Origin of the sequence: Sebaldella termitidis ATCC 33386 (assembly GCF_000024405.1) — a bacterium.
GTDB lineage: Bacteria > Fusobacteriota > Fusobacteriia > Fusobacteriales > Leptotrichiaceae > Sebaldella > Sebaldella termitidis.
In genome coordinates this window covers 4,400,072-4,418,842 of the sequence record NC_013517.1, presented here as the reverse complement: position 1 = coordinate 4,418,842, position 18,771 = coordinate 4,400,072, and the positions used below count along the sequence as shown (strand labels likewise).

The 18,771-nt window shown below is 35.8% G+C and carries 13 protein-coding genes, 2 tRNA genes and 3 rRNA genes; 16 read left to right on the top strand and 2 right to left on the bottom strand.

All coding sequences use genetic code 11. The features are described from left to right. Window positions 1-493: 493 nt before the first annotated feature. The 6 genes from rpmH (at window position 494) to mnmE (ending at window position 4,104) form a co-directional block, all read left to right on the top strand. The gene (gene rpmH / locus STERM_RS20560) at window positions 494-631 is read left to right on the top strand and encodes a 50S ribosomal protein L34 (protein WP_012863545.1); all 138 of its coding nucleotides are present in this window, start codon (window positions 494-496) and stop codon (window positions 629-631) included. A 69-nt stretch (window positions 632-700) separates the two neighbouring features. Next, on the top strand, window positions 701-1,024 hold the full coding sequence (gene rnpA / locus STERM_RS20555; protein ID WP_012863544.1) for a ribonuclease P protein component: 324 nt from the start codon (window positions 701-703) through the stop codon (window positions 1,022-1,024). Beyond that, the gene (yidD, locus tag STERM_RS20550) at window positions 1,021-1,230 is read left to right on the top strand and encodes a membrane protein insertion efficiency factor YidD (protein WP_012863543.1); all 210 of its coding nucleotides are present in this window, start codon (window positions 1,021-1,023) and stop codon (window positions 1,228-1,230) included. The genes rnpA and yidD overlap by 4 nt, the downstream gene beginning before the upstream one ends. A gap of 16 nt (window positions 1,231-1,246) precedes the next feature. After that, on the top strand, window positions 1,247-1,906 hold the full coding sequence (locus STERM_RS20545) for a YidC/Oxa1 family membrane protein insertase (protein ID WP_012863542.1): 660 nt from the start codon (window positions 1,247-1,249) through the stop codon (window positions 1,904-1,906). Then, window positions 1,906-2,730 carry a Jag family protein gene (locus tag STERM_RS20540; RefSeq protein WP_012863541.1) on the top strand — a complete coding sequence of 275 codons (825 nt, stop codon included), beginning with the start codon at window positions 1,906-1,908 and terminating at the stop codon, window positions 2,728-2,730. The genes STERM_RS20545 and STERM_RS20540 overlap by 1 nt, the downstream gene beginning before the upstream one ends. Window positions 2,731-2,733: 3 nt before the next feature. After that, on the top strand, window positions 2,734-4,104 hold the full coding sequence (gene mnmE / locus STERM_RS20535; protein WP_012863540.1) for a tRNA uridine-5-carboxymethylaminomethyl(34) synthesis GTPase MnmE: 1,371 nt from the start codon (window positions 2,734-2,736) through the stop codon (window positions 4,102-4,104). A gap of 289 nt (window positions 4,105-4,393) precedes the next feature. Here mnmE and STERM_RS20530 read toward each other — a convergent pair whose 3' ends face one another. Continuing rightward, on the bottom strand, window positions 4,394-4,828 hold the full coding sequence (locus tag STERM_RS20530; protein ID WP_012863539.1) for an Hsp20/alpha crystallin family protein: 435 nt from the start codon (window positions 4,826-4,828) through the stop codon (window positions 4,394-4,396). Between the two features lie 190 nt (window positions 4,829-5,018). Here STERM_RS20530 and STERM_RS20525 point away from each other — a divergent pair. Next, window positions 5,019-5,093, top strand: a tRNA-Gln gene (locus STERM_RS20525). Window positions 5,094-5,171: 78 nt separating this feature from the next. Here STERM_RS20525 and STERM_RS20520 read toward each other — a convergent pair. Further along, window positions 5,172-5,636: a GyrI-like domain-containing protein gene (locus tag STERM_RS20520; protein WP_012863538.1), complete on the bottom strand. Its 465-nt coding sequence runs from the start codon at window positions 5,634-5,636 to the stop codon at window positions 5,172-5,174. A 233-nt stretch (window positions 5,637-5,869) separates the two neighbouring features. On the opposite strand from STERM_RS20520, the gene STERM_RS20515 reads away from it, so the two are divergent. The 9 genes from STERM_RS20515 (at window position 5,870) to STERM_RS20475 (ending at window position 18,684) form a co-directional block, all read left to right on the top strand. Next, window positions 5,870-7,216 carry a glucose-6-phosphate isomerase gene (locus STERM_RS20515; RefSeq protein WP_012863537.1) on the top strand — a complete coding sequence of 449 codons (1,347 nt, stop codon included), beginning with the start codon at window positions 5,870-5,872 and terminating at the stop codon, window positions 7,214-7,216. Window positions 7,217-7,337: 121 nt separating this feature from the next. Continuing rightward, on the top strand, window positions 7,338-8,714 hold the full coding sequence (locus STERM_RS20510) for an aminopeptidase (protein WP_012863536.1): 1,377 nt from the start codon (window positions 7,338-7,340) through the stop codon (window positions 8,712-8,714). A 12-nt stretch (window positions 8,715-8,726) separates the two neighbouring features. Next, window positions 8,727-11,765 carry an alpha-amylase family glycosyl hydrolase gene (locus tag STERM_RS20505; protein ID WP_012863535.1) on the top strand — a complete coding sequence of 1,013 codons (3,039 nt, stop codon included), beginning with the start codon at window positions 8,727-8,729 and terminating at the stop codon, window positions 11,763-11,765. A gap of 453 nt (window positions 11,766-12,218) precedes the next feature. Next, a 16S ribosomal RNA gene (locus tag STERM_RS20500) occupies window positions 12,219-13,732 on the top strand. Between the two features lie 133 nt (window positions 13,733-13,865). Next, window positions 13,866-16,791: ribosomal RNA gene (locus STERM_RS20495) — 23S ribosomal RNA — on the top strand. Window positions 16,792-16,864: 73 nt separating this feature from the next. Next, window positions 16,865-16,979, top strand: a 5S ribosomal RNA gene (rrf, locus tag STERM_RS20490). Together the 16S, 23S and 5S rRNA genes with 1 tRNA gene alongside form the textbook arrangement of a ribosomal RNA operon. Window positions 16,980-16,991: 12 nt before the next feature. Then, a tRNA-Asn gene (locus STERM_RS20485) sits at window positions 16,992-17,068 on the top strand. An 81-nt stretch (window positions 17,069-17,149) separates the two neighbouring features. Then, the gene (locus STERM_RS20480) at window positions 17,150-17,674 is read left to right on the top strand and encodes a GNAT family N-acetyltransferase (protein WP_012863534.1); all 525 of its coding nucleotides are present in this window, start codon (window positions 17,150-17,152) and stop codon (window positions 17,672-17,674) included. A 347-nt stretch (window positions 17,675-18,021) separates the two neighbouring features. Further along, window positions 18,022-18,684 carry a ribulose-phosphate 3-epimerase gene (locus STERM_RS20475; protein ID WP_012863533.1) on the top strand — a complete coding sequence of 221 codons (663 nt, stop codon included), beginning with the start codon at window positions 18,022-18,024 and terminating at the stop codon, window positions 18,682-18,684. Window positions 18,685-18,771 lie beyond the last annotated feature (87 nt).

The window sequence follows — 18,771 nt, the reverse complement described above, 5'->3', positions numbered from 1 at the left end:
ATAATAATAATAGAAATGTTTTTTATTTTATTAATAATATGCTCTGTGGAAAAAAAAATCCGATAGAAAAAAGCATGTCAAAAAATCCGGAAAATTCATTTGAAAATTTTTCACATAATAAAAATAAATCTGAAATGCATGTAAAAATAACTTTGTGATAAAAAATTCCAGCAATCAGCTAAGACACTGTGAAAACAAAAACATGTTATATGAAAAAACTCTATCAATTCTCAAAGAAAAAAAGCATTCTAAAAACGATTTATAATATCTGATAATATATAAAAAGAAATATAAAAGCAGAAATACAATTATTTAAAATTTTAAAATAAAAATTTAATTTCAATGAAAACAAGTCTTTTATGCTAAATTCCAATTAAAAAACTTGACTTTTTTCTTTTTTTTTATTATGATATATCGTAATTAACTATAACAATTTGTGAAATAAATTTTTATATAGTATAATTTATTATAACTTTAGGAAGGAGTCTGTAAAATGAGCAAAAAAACATTTCAGCCAAACAAGAGAAAAAGAAAAAAGGATCATGGGTTTAAAGCAAGAATGAAAACAAAAAGCGGAAGATCAGTCCTTAAAAGAAGAAGAACAAAAGGTAGAAAACAATTATGTGCTTAACCCGGTGATTCATAAATAAGCACCGGGTTTTTAAAACTCTTTAAAGAAGGAATATAAGGATATAAACTTATGATAACTTTAAAAAAAGAAAAGGAATTCTCAAAAGTCTACCAAAAAGGACAAAAAAAACATACTAAATATGTAATAATAATTTTCCTAAACAATAATTTAAATGAAAAAAGGTTTGGGTTCGTAGCTAGTAAAAAAACTGGAAATGCAGTTAAGCGTAACAGAATAAAAAGACTGTTCCGCGAAGTTGTCAGATTAAACTATAATAAATTTAAAGAAAATTATGATTATATTATTATAGGAAAAGCTGTTTTAAAAGATAATATAGATTCCCTAAAATATGATACTATGGAGAAAGATATTTTGAAAGGAATTATAAAATGAGAAAAATATTTATTTTCCTCATAAAATTTTATCAGAAAGCAATTTCCCCTTTTTTGGGAAGAAGATGCAGGTTTTATCCTACATGTTCGGAATATACTAAACAGGCAGTAGAAAAATATGGAGCATTAAAAGGACTATATTTAGGACTGATAAGAATTCTAAAATGCCATCCTTTTCATAAAGGAGGATATGATCCATTAAAATAAGTTTTTGGAGGAAAATATGAGAATAGGTCCATTAGAGGGAGTATTTTTAACAACATTAAAGAAATTATCAGAATTTACCGGAAATTATGGGATAGGAATAATTCTACTAACAGTTTTAATAAGAGTTATAATCCTGCCATTGACTATAAAACAAGAAAAATCAATGAAAAAAATGCGGGATATCCAGCCGGAAGTAGATAAATTAAGAGAAAAATATAAAGATAATCCTCAGGAAATGCAGATAAAAATGCAGGAAATATATAAGAAAAATCAGGTAAATCCTATGGCAGGGTGTTTGCCTTTATTTGTACAAATGTGTATTTTTATTACATTATTTCGTGTACTAAATGACGCAAATTCAATACCCAATGATGCCACTTTTTTGTGGTTTAACCTAAAACAGCCTGATGCTTTGGTAAAGCTGCCATTTACAGGTATGTTTTCAGCTATTAATATATTTCCGTTACTAAATACAGTTGTTACTTTTTTCCAACAAAAAATGATGAGTACAGGAACACAGGACAGTAATCCTCAAATGAAGACAATGCTTTATACATTACCGCTTGTAATTCTGGTAATGACATATAATATGCCGTCAGGGGTTTCATTATACTGGTTTACTTCGAGTTTATTAGCAGTTATCCAACAGTTTTTCATTATGAAAGGAAGAAATTAATGGATGAGGTAATAAAATTACGAGCCAAAAGTGAAAAAGAAGTAGAACAAATGGCTAAAAACATCCTTCATTTAAAGGAAAATGAAACTTTTGAAATTATGGTACTGAAAAAACCTAAAAAATTTTTATTCCTTAATATCGAGGGTGAATATGAAATACGAGTAGTAGATAAAAAGAAAAAACAAGAAATTAATGAAATAAAAAAAGCAGAAAAAACAGTAAAAGCTCAGACAGAAAAAAAAGAATCTGTGAAGGAAAAGGTACAGGAAAAACCAAGAGAAAAAGAAAAAAGAACACAGGAAAGAGTTCCAAAAGAAATAAAAAAACCTAGAGAACCAAGAGAAAAAACAGAAAAGCCGGAAAGCTTTGAAAGAAAAGAAAATGAAGGCAGTGTTGAAAATCAGCTTAGAGCGATAATCAAGGAATTTATAGTAGCTTCCAAATTAAATGTAAACATAAAAAATATACAGAACAGAAACGGAAGATACATAGTAAATCTTGAAGGAAAAGACATAAGATATCTTATAGGTGAAAAAGGAACTACATTAAACAGTCTTGAGTATCTGATAGGAACAATGGTAAAGAATGTAAAAGTAGTAATAGATTCAAACGGTTATAAGAATAAAAGAGAAGAATCATTAAGAGCTTTGGCACGTAAAAAAGGAGAAAAAGTACTGGAAACAGGAAATTCGATTAAGCTTAACCCTATGTCAGCAAGAGAAAGAAAGATAATTCATGAGGAAATTTCTTTCATGAAAGAACTGGAAACTCAAAGCGTGGGTGAAGAGCCAAAGAGATGTTTAGTTATAAAAAAGAAGAGGTAGAATATGTTTGAAACAATAGCTGCTATATCGACTCCGAGAGGTGAGGGCGGTATAGGAATTATAAGAATTTCAGGTGACGACTCTTTTGAAATATTAAATAAAATATTTAAAGCAAAAAACCCAAATAAAGATTTGGGTTTTTATAAATTTAATTATGGATTTATATATGACGGAGATTACATGCTTGATGAAGCAATGACGGTCAGAATGAAAGGGCCGAAAACCTATACATGTGAAGATGTAGTGGAGATAAACTGCCACGGCGGTTATCTTGTAACACAAAAAATACTGGAACTTGTTCTGAAAAAAGGTGCAAGGCATGCTGAAAAGGGAGAGTTTACCAAAAGAGCATTTATGAACGGAAGAATAGATCTTTCTCAGGCAGAGGCAGTAATGGATATTATACAGGGAAAAACAGAGAAAAGCATATCCCTGTCGCTTGAACAGCTGAGAGGCGATCTTAGAGACAAAATACAAAATCTGAAAAAACTTCTTCTGGATGTAACAGCTCATGTAAATGTTGTGCTTGATTATCCGGAGGAGGGAATTGATGAACCGCTTCCTGCACATTTAAGGGATAATCTTGAAAATGTTCATACAGAAATAAATAAATTAATAAATTCCTATGATAAGGGGAAAAAGATAAAAGAAGGCATAAAGACAGCTATTATTGGAAAACCAAATGTAGGAAAATCAACTCTTCTGAATTCTCTTTTAAAAGAAGAAAGAGCTATAGTAACCCATATTCCGGGGACGACAAGAGATATAATAGAAGAAGTGATAAATGTAAGAGGAATACCTCTTGTACTGGTGGATACAGCAGGGATAAGAGAAACAGAGGATCTGGTAGAAAATATAGGTGTAGAAAAATCCAAGGAAATTATTGAAAAAAGTGATCTCATTCTCTTTGTTCTTGATGCTTCAAGAGAGCTCGAAAAGGATGATCATCAGATAATAGAGCTTATAAGGGAAAATAATAAAAAAGCAATAATACTCCTGAATAAAATCGATCTTTCAAGAAAAATAACCAGAGAAAATATTGATTTTTTCGATGGTGAGATACTGGAAATTTCTGCAAAGGAAGAAACTGGAATAGAAGAAATGGAAGAACGGATATATAATTATATTCTCGAAGAAGACGTGGAGGATTCATCTGAAAAGCTTGTAATTACCAATATAAGACATAAATCGGCGTTGGAAAAAACAAAAGAGGCAGTAGAAAATATATTTGAAACAATTGATTCTGAAATGCCTATGGATTTGATATCAGTGGATCTTAAGGAAGCACTTGATTCTTTATCGGAAATTACAGGGGAAATAAGTTCTGAGGATATATTAGATCATGTATTCAGTAATTTTTGTGTAGGTAAATAAAATAATTATATAGATAATCTGCTGTATTGTGTAACCGATACAGCAGATTTTTTGTTATTAGGATTATTTTTTTGAGTAAGAGAAAATATTTATATATATAAATAAAAAAAGATTATAAAAAGGAAAAATAAAGAAAATAGTTTTATAATTATACCATAGTTAACGAGAGCAATTAATTTTTTCATATACCCCTTTAATAAAAGAAGCTGACAGATTAATTTCAGTCAGCTTCTTTTTATGTAAAAAAGACTGTGATTTAATCACAGCCTTTTTACATATTGAATATCTGTTACTCGATATCCACAATTTTTATATTTTCTTCTGGTTTTTCCAGTTTAGGAATATTTATATTGAGTACACCATCCTCATATTTGCTTTTGATATTTTCAATATCACAGTTTTGGGGTATTTCAAGAGTTCTTATAAATGACTCAGAAGAAAACTCTTTTTTATGATAATTTTTTTCTTCTACTTTATTTTCAGCTTTATTTTCATATTTGATAACCAGATTATTATCCTTTATATGAACGGTAAAATTTTCTTTTTTTGCTCCGGGATAAGCAACATCAATCTGATAATTATAATCATCTTCTGAAACATTAAGTGCCGGAAGTGAAGATTTGAAATTTAAAAAATCGTCAAAGAGATTATCTTTGAAAAAATTATCTCTTTTAATCAAATCATCAAAAAAAGTTGATTTAATAGGTAAAAATTTTTTATTCATAGACTATCACCTCTTAAAAAAATTTATTTATAATTTCTCTCTATATTTTTAGTATAGCACTAAAAAAAATACAGGTCAACAGAGATAAAAGTCCTGAAAAACAAGAAGATTATTAAAGGAATTCAAAAAAAATGAAAAAATCCCTTGACAGATAAGGAAAAATTAGATATAATCTTTTTTGTATCATTATTGGGCTGTCGCCAAGCGGTAAGGCACTGGACTTTGACTCCAGCATGCAATGGTTCGAATCCATTCAGCCCAGCCATTTGAAAAAATATTAGATTATATATAAAAAAAGCTGTTTCATATGAAGCAGCTTTTTTATTATCTGTAAATAAATTATTTACTTTGAAACAGGAATAAGAACTTTGGTAAGCAGTTCACTTTCGGGAAATTCTATTCCGTTATAATAGAATTCATAATATGCTCCGGAAAACCTGTAGCCGTTTTCCTCTATCCATCCTGTCATCTCGCTGTATAAAGGCTCCATGTCTCCGTAAGAACCTCTGAACATGGAGAAAACAGCAAAACCCTCCTGAAAAAAGGAAGCTCTTATATCGCCTTTTCCCGAAAGCGGGCTTGGAACCGGAAAACCTACTTCTATATCCATATCCTCGGGATCAAGACTGTGATAAGCTACAAAAGGTACATCAGACATCAATTCATTGATTTCCGTCAGATAATCTGCTATTTTTCTAAAACTTTCCCCGATAACAGAAGGAAGATTGGCGGCATTCGTAATTGTTCTTACTGATAAAACCGGCTGCTTTCCTATTTTTATAAGCTCAATATTTGAAACTTTAGGCATTTTTATCACCTCTCCAAAAATAATTATTTTATAAAAAACTAAATGAAAAAAGAAATTTGAAAGAAATATTATACAGGAAAATTTATAATAAAAAATGACTTGCTCGTTTAATTCCAGAGTGCTGAAATACTGCTTACATTATATCACAATAAGAAAAAATTATGATATAAAATAATTGAAAAACCTCATATATTCTGTTATACTAAAATCAAAAAGCATATCGGAGGGAGAAAATGAAACTGGAATTTAGTTACGACTTTGCAAAAAAATTTATAAATGATCACGAATTAAGTGAATTTTTACCGCAAGTAGAGACAGCAGTAAAGTACCTTGAAGAAAAAAAAGGTGCAGGAAATGACTATTTAGGATGGATAGACCTGCCTGAAAATTATGACAAAGAAGAATTCGCAAGAATAAAAAAATCCGCTGAGAAAATAAAAAGCGATTCTGAGGTTTTTGTGGTGATAGGAATAGGCGGTTCTTACCTGGGCTCTAAAGCAGCAATTGAGTTTTTATCTCACACTTTTGCAAATAAATTATCCAAAGAAAAAAGAAAATCTCCTGAGATATATTTTGCAGGAACTAATATAAGCGGTGTTTATCTGCAGCATTTGATCGAAGTAATAGGAGACAGAGATTTTTCCATCAATGTTATCTCAAAATCAGGAACAACTACAGAACCTGCACTCGCTTTCAGAGTATTTAAGAATCTTCTTGAGAAAAAATACGGTAAAGAAGGTGCAAGAGAGAGAATATACTCTACTACTGATAAAGCAAGAGGAGCATTAAAAAAACTTTCTGATGAGGAAAAATACGAAACATTCGTAGTACCTGATGATGTAGGCGGAAGATTTACAGTACTTACAGCAGTAGGACTTCTTCCAATAGCGGCGGCAGGAATAGATATAGATGAATTAATGAGAGGTGCGGCAGATGCAATGGTAGATTTCAGAGCACCATTTGAAAATAATATCTGCTATCAGTATGCTGCTATAAGAAATATTCTTCACAGAAAAGGAAAAGATATAGAAATCCTTGTGAATTATGAGCCAAGACTGCATTTTGTATCTGAATGGTGGAAGCAGCTTTTTGGAGAATCAGAAGGAAAAGACCAAAAAGGAATATTCCCTGCATCTGTTGATTTTTCTACTGATTTACACTCTTTGGGGCAGTATATACAGGACGGAAAAAGAACAATGTTTGAAACAGTAATAAGCATAGAAAAGCCCGAAGTGGAATTTCTTATTGAAGAGGATAAGGATAATCTTGACGGATTGAATTTTGTAGCAGGAAAAACAATGGATTATGTCAATAAAAAAGCCTGTGACGGGACAGTTCTTGCACATATAGACGGCGGAGTACCGAATCTTCTGTTAAAGCTTCCGGAAGCTACGCCATATCATTTGGGATATATGTTTTACTTTTTTGAAAAAGCATGCGGAGTAAGCGGATATATTCTTGGTATTAATCCGTTTAATCAGCCCGGAGTAGAAGACTATAAGAGAAACATGTTTGCTCTTCTGGGAAAACCGGGATATGAAGAAGAAGGAAAAAAATTAGCTGAGAGATTAAAGAAATAATTTAATAGAAAAGGTGGCATAATATTTAGAATCTGTTATTTTTTATGAGAGTAAAAGAATCAGAAAAATATTAAGCCGCTTTTTAAAATAGCAAAAATAAGTACAAACGGAGGTAGAATATATGAACAAAAAGAATTTATGGACAGGCTATACAGACAAAGAAAAAAAAGAGATAGAGCAGCTGGGTTCAGAGTATAAAGAATTCCTGAATAACGGGAAAACAGAAAGAGAAGTAGTAGAAATAACTATGGAGATTCTGGAAAAAAACGGATTTAAAAATATAGAAAAAGTAAAGTCGCTGAAAGCAGGGGATAAGATATTTTTTAATAACAGAAATAAAAATATACTTATGAGCATAATCGGGAAAGAAGATATGAAAAAAGGGATAAACATGGTAGTTTCACATGTGGATTCACCCAGACTGGATCTCAAAATGAACCCTCTTTTGGAGGACGAAGAGTTTTTGATGCTGAATACTCATTATTACGGCGGAATAAAAAAATATCAATGGGTAGCCACACCGCTGGCAGTTCACGGAGTAGTATTTTTGAAAAACGGTAAAAAAGTAAGCTTCGCAATAGGAGAAAGGGAAGAGGATCCGGTTTTCTGCATACCTGATATACTTCCGCATTTATCAAGAAATGTTCAGGATGACAGAAAAACAAGAGAAGTAATAAAAGGTGAAGAGCTGAAGGTATTATTTGGTTCCATACCTGTAAAAGACAAAGATGCAAAAGAAAAGATAAAAGCCAATATACTGGAACATCTGAAAAAAGATTATGGAATAGAAGAAGAAGATTTTTTCTCTGCGGAGATAGAAATAGTTCCGGCATTAAAGGCAAGGGATATAGGTCTGGACAGAGGAATGATAGGTGCCTATGGTCAGGATGACAGAATCTGTGCCTACACATCGTTAAAAGCTCTTTTGGATATAAAAAAGCCTGAAAAAACAGTACTATGCTATTTTGCAGATAAAGAAGAAGTGGGCAGTGACGGCAGTACAGGGCTGAATTCCAGTTTAATAGAATACTTTACGGGAAAGCTTCTGAAATTAACTGGAAAAGATTATGATGATCAGCTGCTTAGAGAAACTCTCTGGAATTCCAAAGCTATATCTGCCGATGTTACTGCAGGAGTAGACCCTATTTTCAAATCTGTGCATGATATGAATAATTCGGCAAAGCTGTCACATGGGATTCCTGTTGCCAAATATACAGGACATGGAGGAAAAAATGGCTCAAATGATGCTGATGCAGAATATATGTATGAAATAAGAGAAATATTCGATAAAAATAAGGTAGCCTATCAGGTAGGCGGATTTAGCAAGGTAGACGAAGGCGGGGGCGGAACTGTAGCAAAATTTCTGGCATATTTCGGAATAAGAACTGTTGATATAGGACCAGCATTGCTGTCGATGCACTCTTTGTTTGAGGTTTCTTCCAAAGCGGATATTTATGAGGCTTATAAAGCTTATAAAGCTTTTTATTCTATAAAATAAAGAAGTGATTGTATGATTTATAAATTAATAATATATAGAAATGACAGTTTATACAGAGAAGAAGAACTTACACAGCTGAAAGATACTACATATACTTATAAATGGGAAAAAGTAGAGAGCGGAAGCTATTCATTTGAAGTAGTGGATGAAAATAACATTACTTATGCAGTAACATATAATCACACTACTCCCTTTGCCCATACATTCGATACATATCTGGATAAAGATGCAAAACCAAAGCCCATAACAGGTTTTCAGAGTAATATAGATATACTTATAAAATATAATTCAAGGGAAAATACTTTTTCCCTTGTGAAAACACGGTTTAAAAGACTTATAGTAGATATAACAGATTATGGATATGAGAAAATAAACAGGCTGCAGATAACAGGAACATTTAATAACTGGGAAATAGAAGAGGTTCCGTTAAAAAGTGCAGGGGAAAATAAGTATGAGATAGTACTCGCAGTAAAAGAAGGAAATTATGAATATAAGCTGATTTTTGATGAAAAATGGGTTCCCGAAAAAGATAATCTTATACTGATAGTAGGAGAAAGCGGTGCTTTATTTCCAAAAGGAGAACTGGGAACCGGGAAGCTTTCATATGACGCGCTGGATAAGAATCAGACTGAAAAAGCCATAAAACATGATTTCAGAAAATTAAATTATCTGAATAAAATATCCGAGAATGAAGTGGAATTTACAATAAGAACCCAGCTCCATGATGTAGAGAGGGCTTATATAAGTGTAGATCTGAATGAAAAGGATATTTATGAAAAGATATACGAACTGGAAAGACATAGCGATTTTACACACAGTTTTGATTACTTTAAAAGAAGTATTTCGTTTGAAGAAGATGTAAAAGAGTTTTCATATGTATTTATATTGGAGGATGGAAATACAAAATATTATTTTGACGGAAAGCTGTCCAATAAAAAGGGAAGAAAAATAAAAATAAATTTTGAAAAAGATAAAATCGAAATATTTTATATACCGAACTGGGCAAAGGAAGCAATCTGGTATAATATATTTCCAGATAGATTTTATAACCACAGCTGCTATAATAATCCTATATTTAATGAATTTGGACCGGAAAATTTTGAAATAAACAAGCTTCATGAGAGCAATTTTGAAGAGATGTATAAGTGGAATACAGAAGAAGAAACTTTAGGAAAATTCGATACCAACAGGTGGACAAGTGATTTTTCCGAAAAGACAGACTGGGAGATAAAAGGTGAGAGCGGAAAAAATACTTCACTGAAATATGCAAGAATGTACGGTGGAGATCTGCAGGGCATAAGAGAAAAAATACCTTATATGAAAGAGCTGGGCATCAATGCCGTATGGCTGAATCCGGTATTTTATTCATACCAGAACCATAAATACGGTACGAATGATTTCAGACATATATCGCCGGATCTGGGAACGATACGTACAAGCGGCAGCAGATATAATGCAGAGATAGATGAAAATAATCCTTATGGAGACAAAAGCTATGTTGATATATTAAAAAAGAATGCCAAAGATAACAGTGAACTAAAGCTTCTGGAGCTAAAACTGACCGGAGAAAATAAAGGAAAAAACGGTTACGGCGAAACAGAGGATCCTTCGACATGGATATGGACGGAGTCAGATCTTATAATGGTAGATTTAATAAAAGAACTGCACAGAAACGGGATAAGAGTTATATTTGACGGTGTATTTAACCACAGCAGCAACAGACACTGGAGTTTTAACCAGGTTCTTATGGAGGGAGAAAATTCCAAGTATAAAAACTGGTATAAATTCAGTGATTTTTCAAAGCATATAAAGATAGAAGATGGAATGAGCGAGGAAGAAGCCTACAAAATATTAAATAAAAACAGGGAAAATATAAAATATTCAGGCTGGGCAGGATTTGATTCATTGCCGGAGTTTAACAGCTATAATCTGGAATTCAAAAGTTATATTTTCAATATAACCAAAAAATGGCTTCTTGGTCCTGATGCAAAAGTTTCCAAAAATTGGTACGAAGATGACGGAATAGACGGTTTCAGACTGGATGTTCCTAATTGCCTTGAGAATCAGGATTTTTGGATAGAGTGGCGTGAGGTAGTAAAAAGTACTAAAAAAGATACATATATAACTGCAGAACTGTGGGGAAATGCAAGCTATGATATAAATCAGGGGAATAAATTCGATGCGGTTATGAATTATGAATGGCTGAAAACAGTAATAGGTTATTTTATAAATCAGGGTTATGAGAAAAATAAAAGCTATAAGCTGAAAGCCGGAGAATTTTTAAATGAGCTGAGAGAAAAAAGAACATGGTATCCTAAACAGGCGATACAGGCCTCACAAAATCTGAACGGTTCGCATGATACAGACAGACTGCTGTCAAGAATAGTAAATGACAGGGTGGGGAGAGATCTGGAAGAGGGCAAACAGCTGGAACAGGGGTATAATGGAATACGGCCGGATCTCGCCTCAAATTACCATCCTAATACTACAATAGACTGGAGAAGCTCTTTTATAAAACCAAAGGATGTTTTGAAGCTGATATCTGTATTTCAGATGACATATGTAGGAGCTCCGATGCTTTTTTACGGAGATGAAATAGGAATGTGGGGAGCTACAGATCCTTACTGCAGAAAGCCTATGCTCTGGGATGAGTTTACATATGACAATGAAAAAAACCCGTCGCTGACAAATGAAAATGAGGTATATTCGCAGGAGCCCGACCAGGATCTGCTGTTCTGGTATAAAAAAGTAATAAAAATAAGAAAAGAGAATCCTGTACTGGTATATGGGAAATTCAAAGAGCTGTACTGGGATGACGGAAGGGATATAGTAGCCTATGTAAGGTCAAATCCAAACAGTGTAATAATAACAGTACTGAATAATTCATTTAATGACTATGAAGATTTGGAAATAGTGACAGATGAACCAGAAGAAAGATACATAGATCTTCTTACAGGGAAAAATATATACAGCAGAAAAGACGGAAAAATCATACTTAGTATAAGGGCCAAACAGGGAATGATCCTGAAAAAATGGAAAAAAAGTATATAGTATAAAAACAAGATAGACTTGTAAAGGTCTGATATATAGAAATCTGATTTAAAGCAGTGACTCGTTTAATAAAAAACAAATGAGTCACTGTACTAATTTACGGATAACAGATTTTTTTTATAAATATATGATAATTTAAATTAATTATACGATTAAAAAAATGAGGTCTGACAATGAAAAACAGAAAAAAATCTATAAAAATACAGCTAAAATTCAAAAAAAATGAATTCTCTAAAAGTACCTAAAATAAAAGGATATAGAAGATAGAAGGACTTGAAAAAGCGTATTCATAATAAAAAAAAAGAAAAAAGGGAAAAAAAAGCATTGACAAAAAAGGAAGTATTTGATAGTATATATCTTGTCGACGGAAAAAGAAGCCGACAAAAGGACAATGAAAATAGAAGAAGAAGCAAACGCCAAGAAAGAAAAGATTAAGGTAGTGGAAATAAATATTGAATGAAGAGTTTGATCCTGGCTCAGGATGAACGCTGACAGAATGCTTAACACATGCAAGTCGATGAGAAGACTCCCTTCGGGGAGAGGGTATCATGGCGGACGGGTGAGTAACGCGTAAAGAACTTGCCATATGGACAGGGATAACCGATGGAAACGACGGATAAGACCTGATATAATGAATTAATGGCATCATTGATTCATGAAAAGCAATGCCATATGAGAGCTTTGCGTCCTATTAGCTAGTTGGTAGTGTAACGGACAACCAAGGCGATGATAGGTAGCCGGCCTGAGAGGGTGGACGGCCACAAGGGGACTGAGATACGGCCCTTACTCTTACGGGAGGCAGCAGTGGGGAATATTGGACAATGGAGGTAACTCTGATCCAGCAATTCTGTGTGCACGACGAAGGTCTTCGGATTGTAAAGTGCTTTAAGTTGGGAAGAAAAAAATGACGGTACCAACAGAATAAGCGACGGCTAAATACGTGCCAGCAGCCGCGGTAATACGTATGTCGCAAGCGTTATCCGGAATTATTGGGCATAAAGGGCATCTAGGCGGGGTTTCAAGTCGACGGTGAAAACTAGTGGCTCAACCATTAGCTTGCCGACGAAACTGAAATTCTAGAGTATTGGAAAGGTGGGCGGAACTACATGAGTAGAGGTGAAATTCGTAGATATATGTAGGAATGCCGATGACGAAGGTAGCTCACTGGACAAAAACTGACGCTGAAGTGCGAAAGCTAGGGGAGCAAACAGGATTAGATACCCTGGTAGTCCTAGCTGTAAACGATGTTCACTGGGTGTGGGCGAGTAGATCGTCTGTGCCGAAGCAAATGCGATAAGTGAACCGCCTGGGGAGTACGGCCGCAAGGCTGAAACTCAAAGGAATTGACGGGGACCCGCACAAGCGGTGGAGCATGTGGTTTAATTCGACGCAACGCGAGGAACCTTACCAGATCTTGACATCTCCGGAATTAGGTAGAGATACTTAAGTGCCTTCGGGAACCGGAAGACAGGTGGTGCATGGCTGTCGACAGCTCGTGTCGTGAGATGTTGGGTTAAGTCCCGCAACGAGCGCAACCCCTATCGTTAGTTACTAACATTAAGTTGAGGACTTTAGCGAGACTGCCTGCGAAGAGCAGGAGGAAGGTGGGGATGACGTCAAGTCATCATGCCCCTTATGATCTGGGCTACACACGTGCTACAATGGACAGTACAAAGAGAAGCAAAATGGTGACATGGAGCAAATCAAGAAATCTGTTCTCAGTTCGGATTGAAGTCTGCAACTCGACTTCATGAAGTTGGAATCGCTAGTAATCGCGGATCAGCAATGCCGCGGTGAATACGTTCTCGGGTCTTGTACACACCGCCCGTCACACCACGAGAGTTTGTTGCACCTGAAATTGCTGGCCTAACCCGTAAGGGAAGGAAGTACTGAAGGTGTGGTAAGCGATTGGGGTGAAGTCGTAACAAGGTATCCGTACCGGAAGGTGCGGATGGATCACCTCCTTTCTAAGGAGAAATAAGATGGCAGCTTCTTCTTTTATTTTGATTGTTCCTTGAACAATCAACTAAAAGTGTTAAAATTGGACAATGAGAAATGAATAGTAGGTAGAAAGAAAGAAAGTAAAAAAGAGGTTATCGAAAGAAAAGCGCTAAGGGCACACGGAGGATGCCTAGGCAACAAGAGCCGATGAAGGACGTGATAAGCTGCGAAAAGCTTAGGGGAGCTGCAAAGAAGCTTTGATCCTAAGATGTCCGAATGGGAGAACCTAAATACCTGGAGGGTATTTACGAAAGAGGTAAGCGGGTGAACTGAAACATCTAAGTAACCCGAGGAAGAGAAAGTAAAAACGATTCTCTGAGTAGCGGCGAGCGAAAGGGGAAGAGCCTAAACCACATAAGTGTATAAGCGAGCAGCGTTGCTTGTGTGGGGTAGTGGGAGTTTAATGACGGATAGCTCTGAAGTCAATATATACGAAATAGAATTAGAATGTATCTGGGAAGGTAAACCATAGAAGGTGAAAGTCCTGTATGAGTAATATTGAGTGTATATATTAAATATCCCGAGTAGCATCGAGCACGAGGAATTCGGTGTGAATCAGCGAGGACCATATCTCGTAAGGCTAAATACTCTTGTTGACCGATAGAGGAGAGTACCGTGAGGGAAAGGTGAAAAGAACCCTGTGTAAGGGAGTGAAATAGAACCTGAAACCGTGTGCTTACAAACGGTAGGAGCCCTTCGGGGTGACTGCGTGGATTTTGGTTAATCATCCTGCGAGTTATGATATGTGGCAAGGTTAAGGAAGCGGAGCCGAAGGGAAACCGAGTCTTAATAGGGCGATAGTCGCATGTTATAGACGCGAAACCTAGTGATCTAGGCCTGTCCAGGTTGAAGCTAAGGTAAGACTTAGTGGAGGACCGAACTCACCATCGTTGAAATGCTGGGAGATGAGATAGGTTTAGGGGTGAAAAGCCAATCGAACTAGGAGATAGCTCGTTCTCTCCGAAATGCATTTAGGTGCAGCCTTAACAAAGAACTATGGGGGTAGAGCACTGTATGGCCTAGGGGGCGTATAGCTTACTGAAGTCAAGCAAACTGCGAATACTATAGTTTAATTGTTAGGAGTGAGTCTGTGGGTGACAAGGTCCGCAGACGAGAGGGAAACAGCCCAGACCACCAGCTAAGGTCCCTAATTATGTCTAAGTGGGGAAGGAGGTGGACATTCAGAAACAACCAGGAGGTTGGCTTAGAAGCAGCCATACCTTTAAAGAGTGCGTAATAGCTCACTGGTCGAGAGTGTCTGCGCCGAAGATGTAACGGGGCTAAGACATAAACCGAAGCTGTGGAAACTAACGTAAGTTAGTTTGGTAGGAGAGCGTTCTGTAGGCCGAAGAAGGTGTGCTGTAAGGCATGCTGGAGGTATCAGAAGTGAGAATGCAGGAATGAGTAGCGAGAAAGAGGGTGAGAATCCCTCTGGCCGGAAGTCCAAGGTTTCCAAAGGAAGGTTTGTCCGCTTTGGGGGAGTCGGGACCTAAGTTGAGGCTGAAAAGCGTAGGCGAATGGAAAATAGGTTAATATTCCTATACCACTGTTATTTGTTTGAGAGATGGAGTGACGCAGAAAGGTATGTAAGCATACTGACGGAATAGTATGTCGAAGAGAGTAGCATGATTAGGTAGGTAAATCCGCCTGATTAAATGTGAGACTTGATAGGGAGCTTCTAAGGAAGCGAAGTTACAAATCCTATGCTGCCGAGAAAAACTTCTATTTAGAATAATAGTGCCCGTACTGTAAACCGACACAGGTGGACTGTGTGAGAAACATAAGGCCGACAAGATAACTCTAGCTAAGGAACTCTGCAAAATGGCCCCGTAACTTCGGGAGAAGGGGTACCTATGTTATGTGAAGGAAGAAACGTCCGGAGCAGAAGTAGGTCGCAGTGAAGAGTCCCAAGCAACTGTTTACCAAAAACACAGGTCTATGCTAAGCTGAAAGGCGACGTATATGGGCTGACACCTGCCCAGTGCTGGAAGGTTAAGAGGAGGATTGAGAGATTCGAATTGAAGCCCCAGTGAACGGCGGCCGTAACTATAACGGTCCTAAGGTAGCGAAATTCCTTGTCGGGTAAGTTCCGACCTGCACGAATGGTGAAATGATTTGGGAGCTGTCTTGGCTGGAGACTTGGTGAAGTTGTAATGGCGGTGAAGATACCGACTACCTGCAGTAGGACGGAAAGACCCCGTGGAGCTTTACTGTAGCTTGGCATTGGGTTTTGGCAATGTGTGTATAGGATAGTTGGGAGACGTTGAATTTATGGCGCTAGCTGTAAAGGAGTCACTGGTGGAATACCAACCATATATTGTCGGAATTCTAATCATGGGTTTGTAACCTGTGAGACAGTGCTAGGTGGGCAGTTTGACTGGGGCGGTCGCCTCCTAAAGAGTAACGGAGGCGTTCAAAGGTTCCCTCAGGTTGGATGGAAATCAACCGAAGAGTGCAAAGGCATAAGGGAGCTTGACTGCGAGACTGACGGGTCGAGCAGGCGCGAAAGCGGGACTTAGTGATCCGGCGGTACCGAATGGAAGGGCCGTCGCTCAACGGATAAAAGCTACCCCGGGGATAACAGGCTGATACTTCCCAAGAGTCCATATCGACGGAAGTGTTTGGCACCTCGATGTCGGCTCGTCTCATCCTGGGGCTGGAGAAGGTCCCAAGGGTTGGGCTGTTCGCCCATTAAAGAGGCACGCGAGCTGGGTTCAGAACGTCGTGAGACAGTTCGGTCCCTATCCACTGCAGGCGTAAGAATATTGAGAAGATCTGTCCTTAGTACGAGAGGACCGGGATGGACAAACCTCTGATGAATCAGTTGTCACGCCAGTGGCACAGCTGGGTAGTCACGTTTGGAAGGGATAATCGCTGAAAGCATCTAAGTGAGAAGCCCACTTCAAGATGAGTATTCTACCTTTATGGTTAAGTCACCTTCGAGACTAGGAGGTTGATAGGCTGGAGGTGTAAGTATAGTGATATATTTAGCTGACCAGTACTAATATGACGAAGCTTTTTAAAAAATATATACCGTTTTTACTGATGGATATCTATCCTACTATTTATTTCTCATTGTCTTTTTAAGACAATCCTTGCTTGGTGAACATAGCGACAGAGGTACACCCAGATACATTTCGAACCTGGTAGTTAAGCCTGTTTGCGCCGACAATACTTAGATTTACTTCTAGGGAATATAGGTCTTCGCCAAGCTTTTAATTATTTGTCTCTGTAGCTCAGCTGGTTAGAGCATTTGACTGTTAATCAAAGGGTCGCAGGTTCGAGTCCTGCCAGGGACGCCACTTTTTTTCCTATTGTTTAATAGGATTTTTTTTATTTTATAAATATTTTTTACTATTTATTGTTTGATTTTTGGAGGGCATATGGAAAAAATATCGGAAACAGAAAGATTAGTAATAAAAGAAGTTACTTATGAAGATTTTGATAATCTGTCTGTGATGCTTAAGGATTTGGAAGTCATGTATGCATGGGAGCATTCTTTTTCCGATGAAGAGGTAAAAGAGTGGATAGATAACAATATAAAAAGTTATAGAGAAGACGGAACAGGTTATTTTACTATCATTGAGAAAGAGTCAGGCAGATTTGCAGGGCAGGCTGGTCTGCATTATTCTGTGGTTCAGGATAAAAGAATTTTAGAAATAGGGTATATTTTTATGAAAGAATTCTGGAATAAAGGATATGCATATGAAGCTGCAATGTTTTTTATAAAGCAGGCATTTCACAAGATGGAAGAAAAAGAAATCTATGCTCTGATAAGACCGGAAAATTACAGATCATCAGGACTAGCTGAAAAACTTGGTTTTAATAAAATTTCTTCTTTTGTAAAAAGGTATAAAGAAAAAGATATGATACACGATATTTATATTTTAAAAAAAGATAGTAAATAATGAGTTTGCTGTCTTTTTTTATTATTTAAATTGTTGGATCCGGCTTTAAGGAAGAGTTATTTGCTTAATTTTTTTGAATAAAAACTGAAAACAGGCTTTTGAAATGTGGACTTATAATATCTAAAGTATAAAAAATTTCATTTTTAGTGATAAAAGTTATACTTTTTTATAATTGCAAGAGTATAATAAAATATAGATATATGACAATAATATTTTAACAGAATGATACGAAATATAAAAACTTGCTAAAATGAGCTTATAATATATGATTTTTGCTCTGAATTCTGTAAAAATACAGGGGAAATTTTTATTATCAGCCTGCCTGCAGGTATTTAAGGAGGAATTTTATGAAACAGTTTGCTGCCTCAATTATGTGTGCGGATCAGATGAATCTGAAAAAAGAGTTAGAAGAACTGGAAAAAGCTGAAATTAAACTTTTGCACTGTGATGTAATGGATGGTATTTTTGTGGATAATATGGCTATGGGTCCATATATACTGGAAGAAATAAAAAAAAATACGGATATACCTCTTGATATCCATCTGGCTGCTATAACACCGTTAAAATATATGAAAATGTATTCTGCCATTAAGCCGAAGTATATATCATTTCATATAGAAACATCTGAAAATCCGGAAAAAGAGATAGAGTTTCTTAGAGAAAACGGAATTTCTCCGTCACTTGCCATAAGTCCGCAAACACCAATATCAGAAATAGTAAAATATCTTTCGCTGGTTGATATGCTGTTAATAATGACTGTAAATCCCGGATTTGCAGGACAGCCTTTTAATTACAGCGTAATTGAGAAATTAAAAGAACTGAATATCTGTCTTAGAGATTTGGAAAATCCTCCGTTAATTGAGGTAGATGGTAATATAAATAAAAATACAATACCAATATTATATAAAAATAATGCAAGTGTATATGTATTGGGTACATCAGCCTTATTTAACAACACTCCCGGTACTTACAGAGAAAAAATAGAGGATATGAAAAAACTGTTTATTTAGCATATATAAAAAGGAAAAAATGAAGCTGATTGATTTTCTCATGTTTTCTGTTTATAATATAAGAAAAGAAAAATAGGCAGAAGGGAT

What these genes read in the sequence shown, in the direction of transcription:
- STERM_RS20515 (WP_012863537.1), top strand. Translation starts at nt 5,870, where the DNA reads ATGAAACTGGAATTTAGTTACGACTTTGCAAAAAAATTTATAAATGAT.
- STERM_RS20520 (WP_012863538.1), bottom strand. Translation starts at nt 5,636, where the DNA reads ATGCCTAAAGTTTCAAATATTGAGCTTATAAAAATAGGAAAGCAGCCG.
- STERM_RS20530 (WP_012863539.1), bottom strand. Translation starts at nt 4,828, where the DNA reads ATGAATAAAAAATTTTTACCTATTAAATCAACTTTTTTTGATGATTTG.
- STERM_RS20480 (WP_012863534.1), top strand. Translation starts at nt 17,150, where the DNA reads ATGGAAAAAATATCGGAAACAGAAAGATTAGTAATAAAAGAAGTTACT.
- STERM_RS20545 (WP_012863542.1), top strand. Translation starts at nt 1,247, where the DNA reads ATGAGAATAGGTCCATTAGAGGGAGTATTTTTAACAACATTAAAGAAA.
- STERM_RS20475 (WP_012863533.1), top strand. Translation starts at nt 18,022, where the DNA reads ATGAAACAGTTTGCTGCCTCAATTATGTGTGCGGATCAGATGAATCTG.
- yidD (WP_012863543.1), top strand. Translation starts at nt 1,021, where the DNA reads ATGAGAAAAATATTTATTTTCCTCATAAAATTTTATCAGAAAGCAATT.
- rpmH (WP_012863545.1), top strand. Translation starts at nt 494, where the DNA reads ATGAGCAAAAAAACATTTCAGCCAAACAAGAGAAAAAGAAAAAAGGAT.
- STERM_RS20510 (WP_012863536.1), top strand. Translation starts at nt 7,338, where the DNA reads ATGAACAAAAAGAATTTATGGACAGGCTATACAGACAAAGAAAAAAAA.
- STERM_RS20505 (WP_012863535.1), top strand. Translation starts at nt 8,727, where the DNA reads ATGATTTATAAATTAATAATATATAGAAATGACAGTTTATACAGAGAA.
- mnmE (WP_012863540.1), top strand. Translation starts at nt 2,734, where the DNA reads ATGTTTGAAACAATAGCTGCTATATCGACTCCGAGAGGTGAGGGCGGT.
- STERM_RS20540 (WP_012863541.1), top strand. Translation starts at nt 1,906, where the DNA reads ATGGATGAGGTAATAAAATTACGAGCCAAAAGTGAAAAAGAAGTAGAA.
- rnpA (WP_012863544.1), top strand. Translation starts at nt 701, where the DNA reads ATGATAACTTTAAAAAAAGAAAAGGAATTCTCAAAAGTCTACCAAAAA.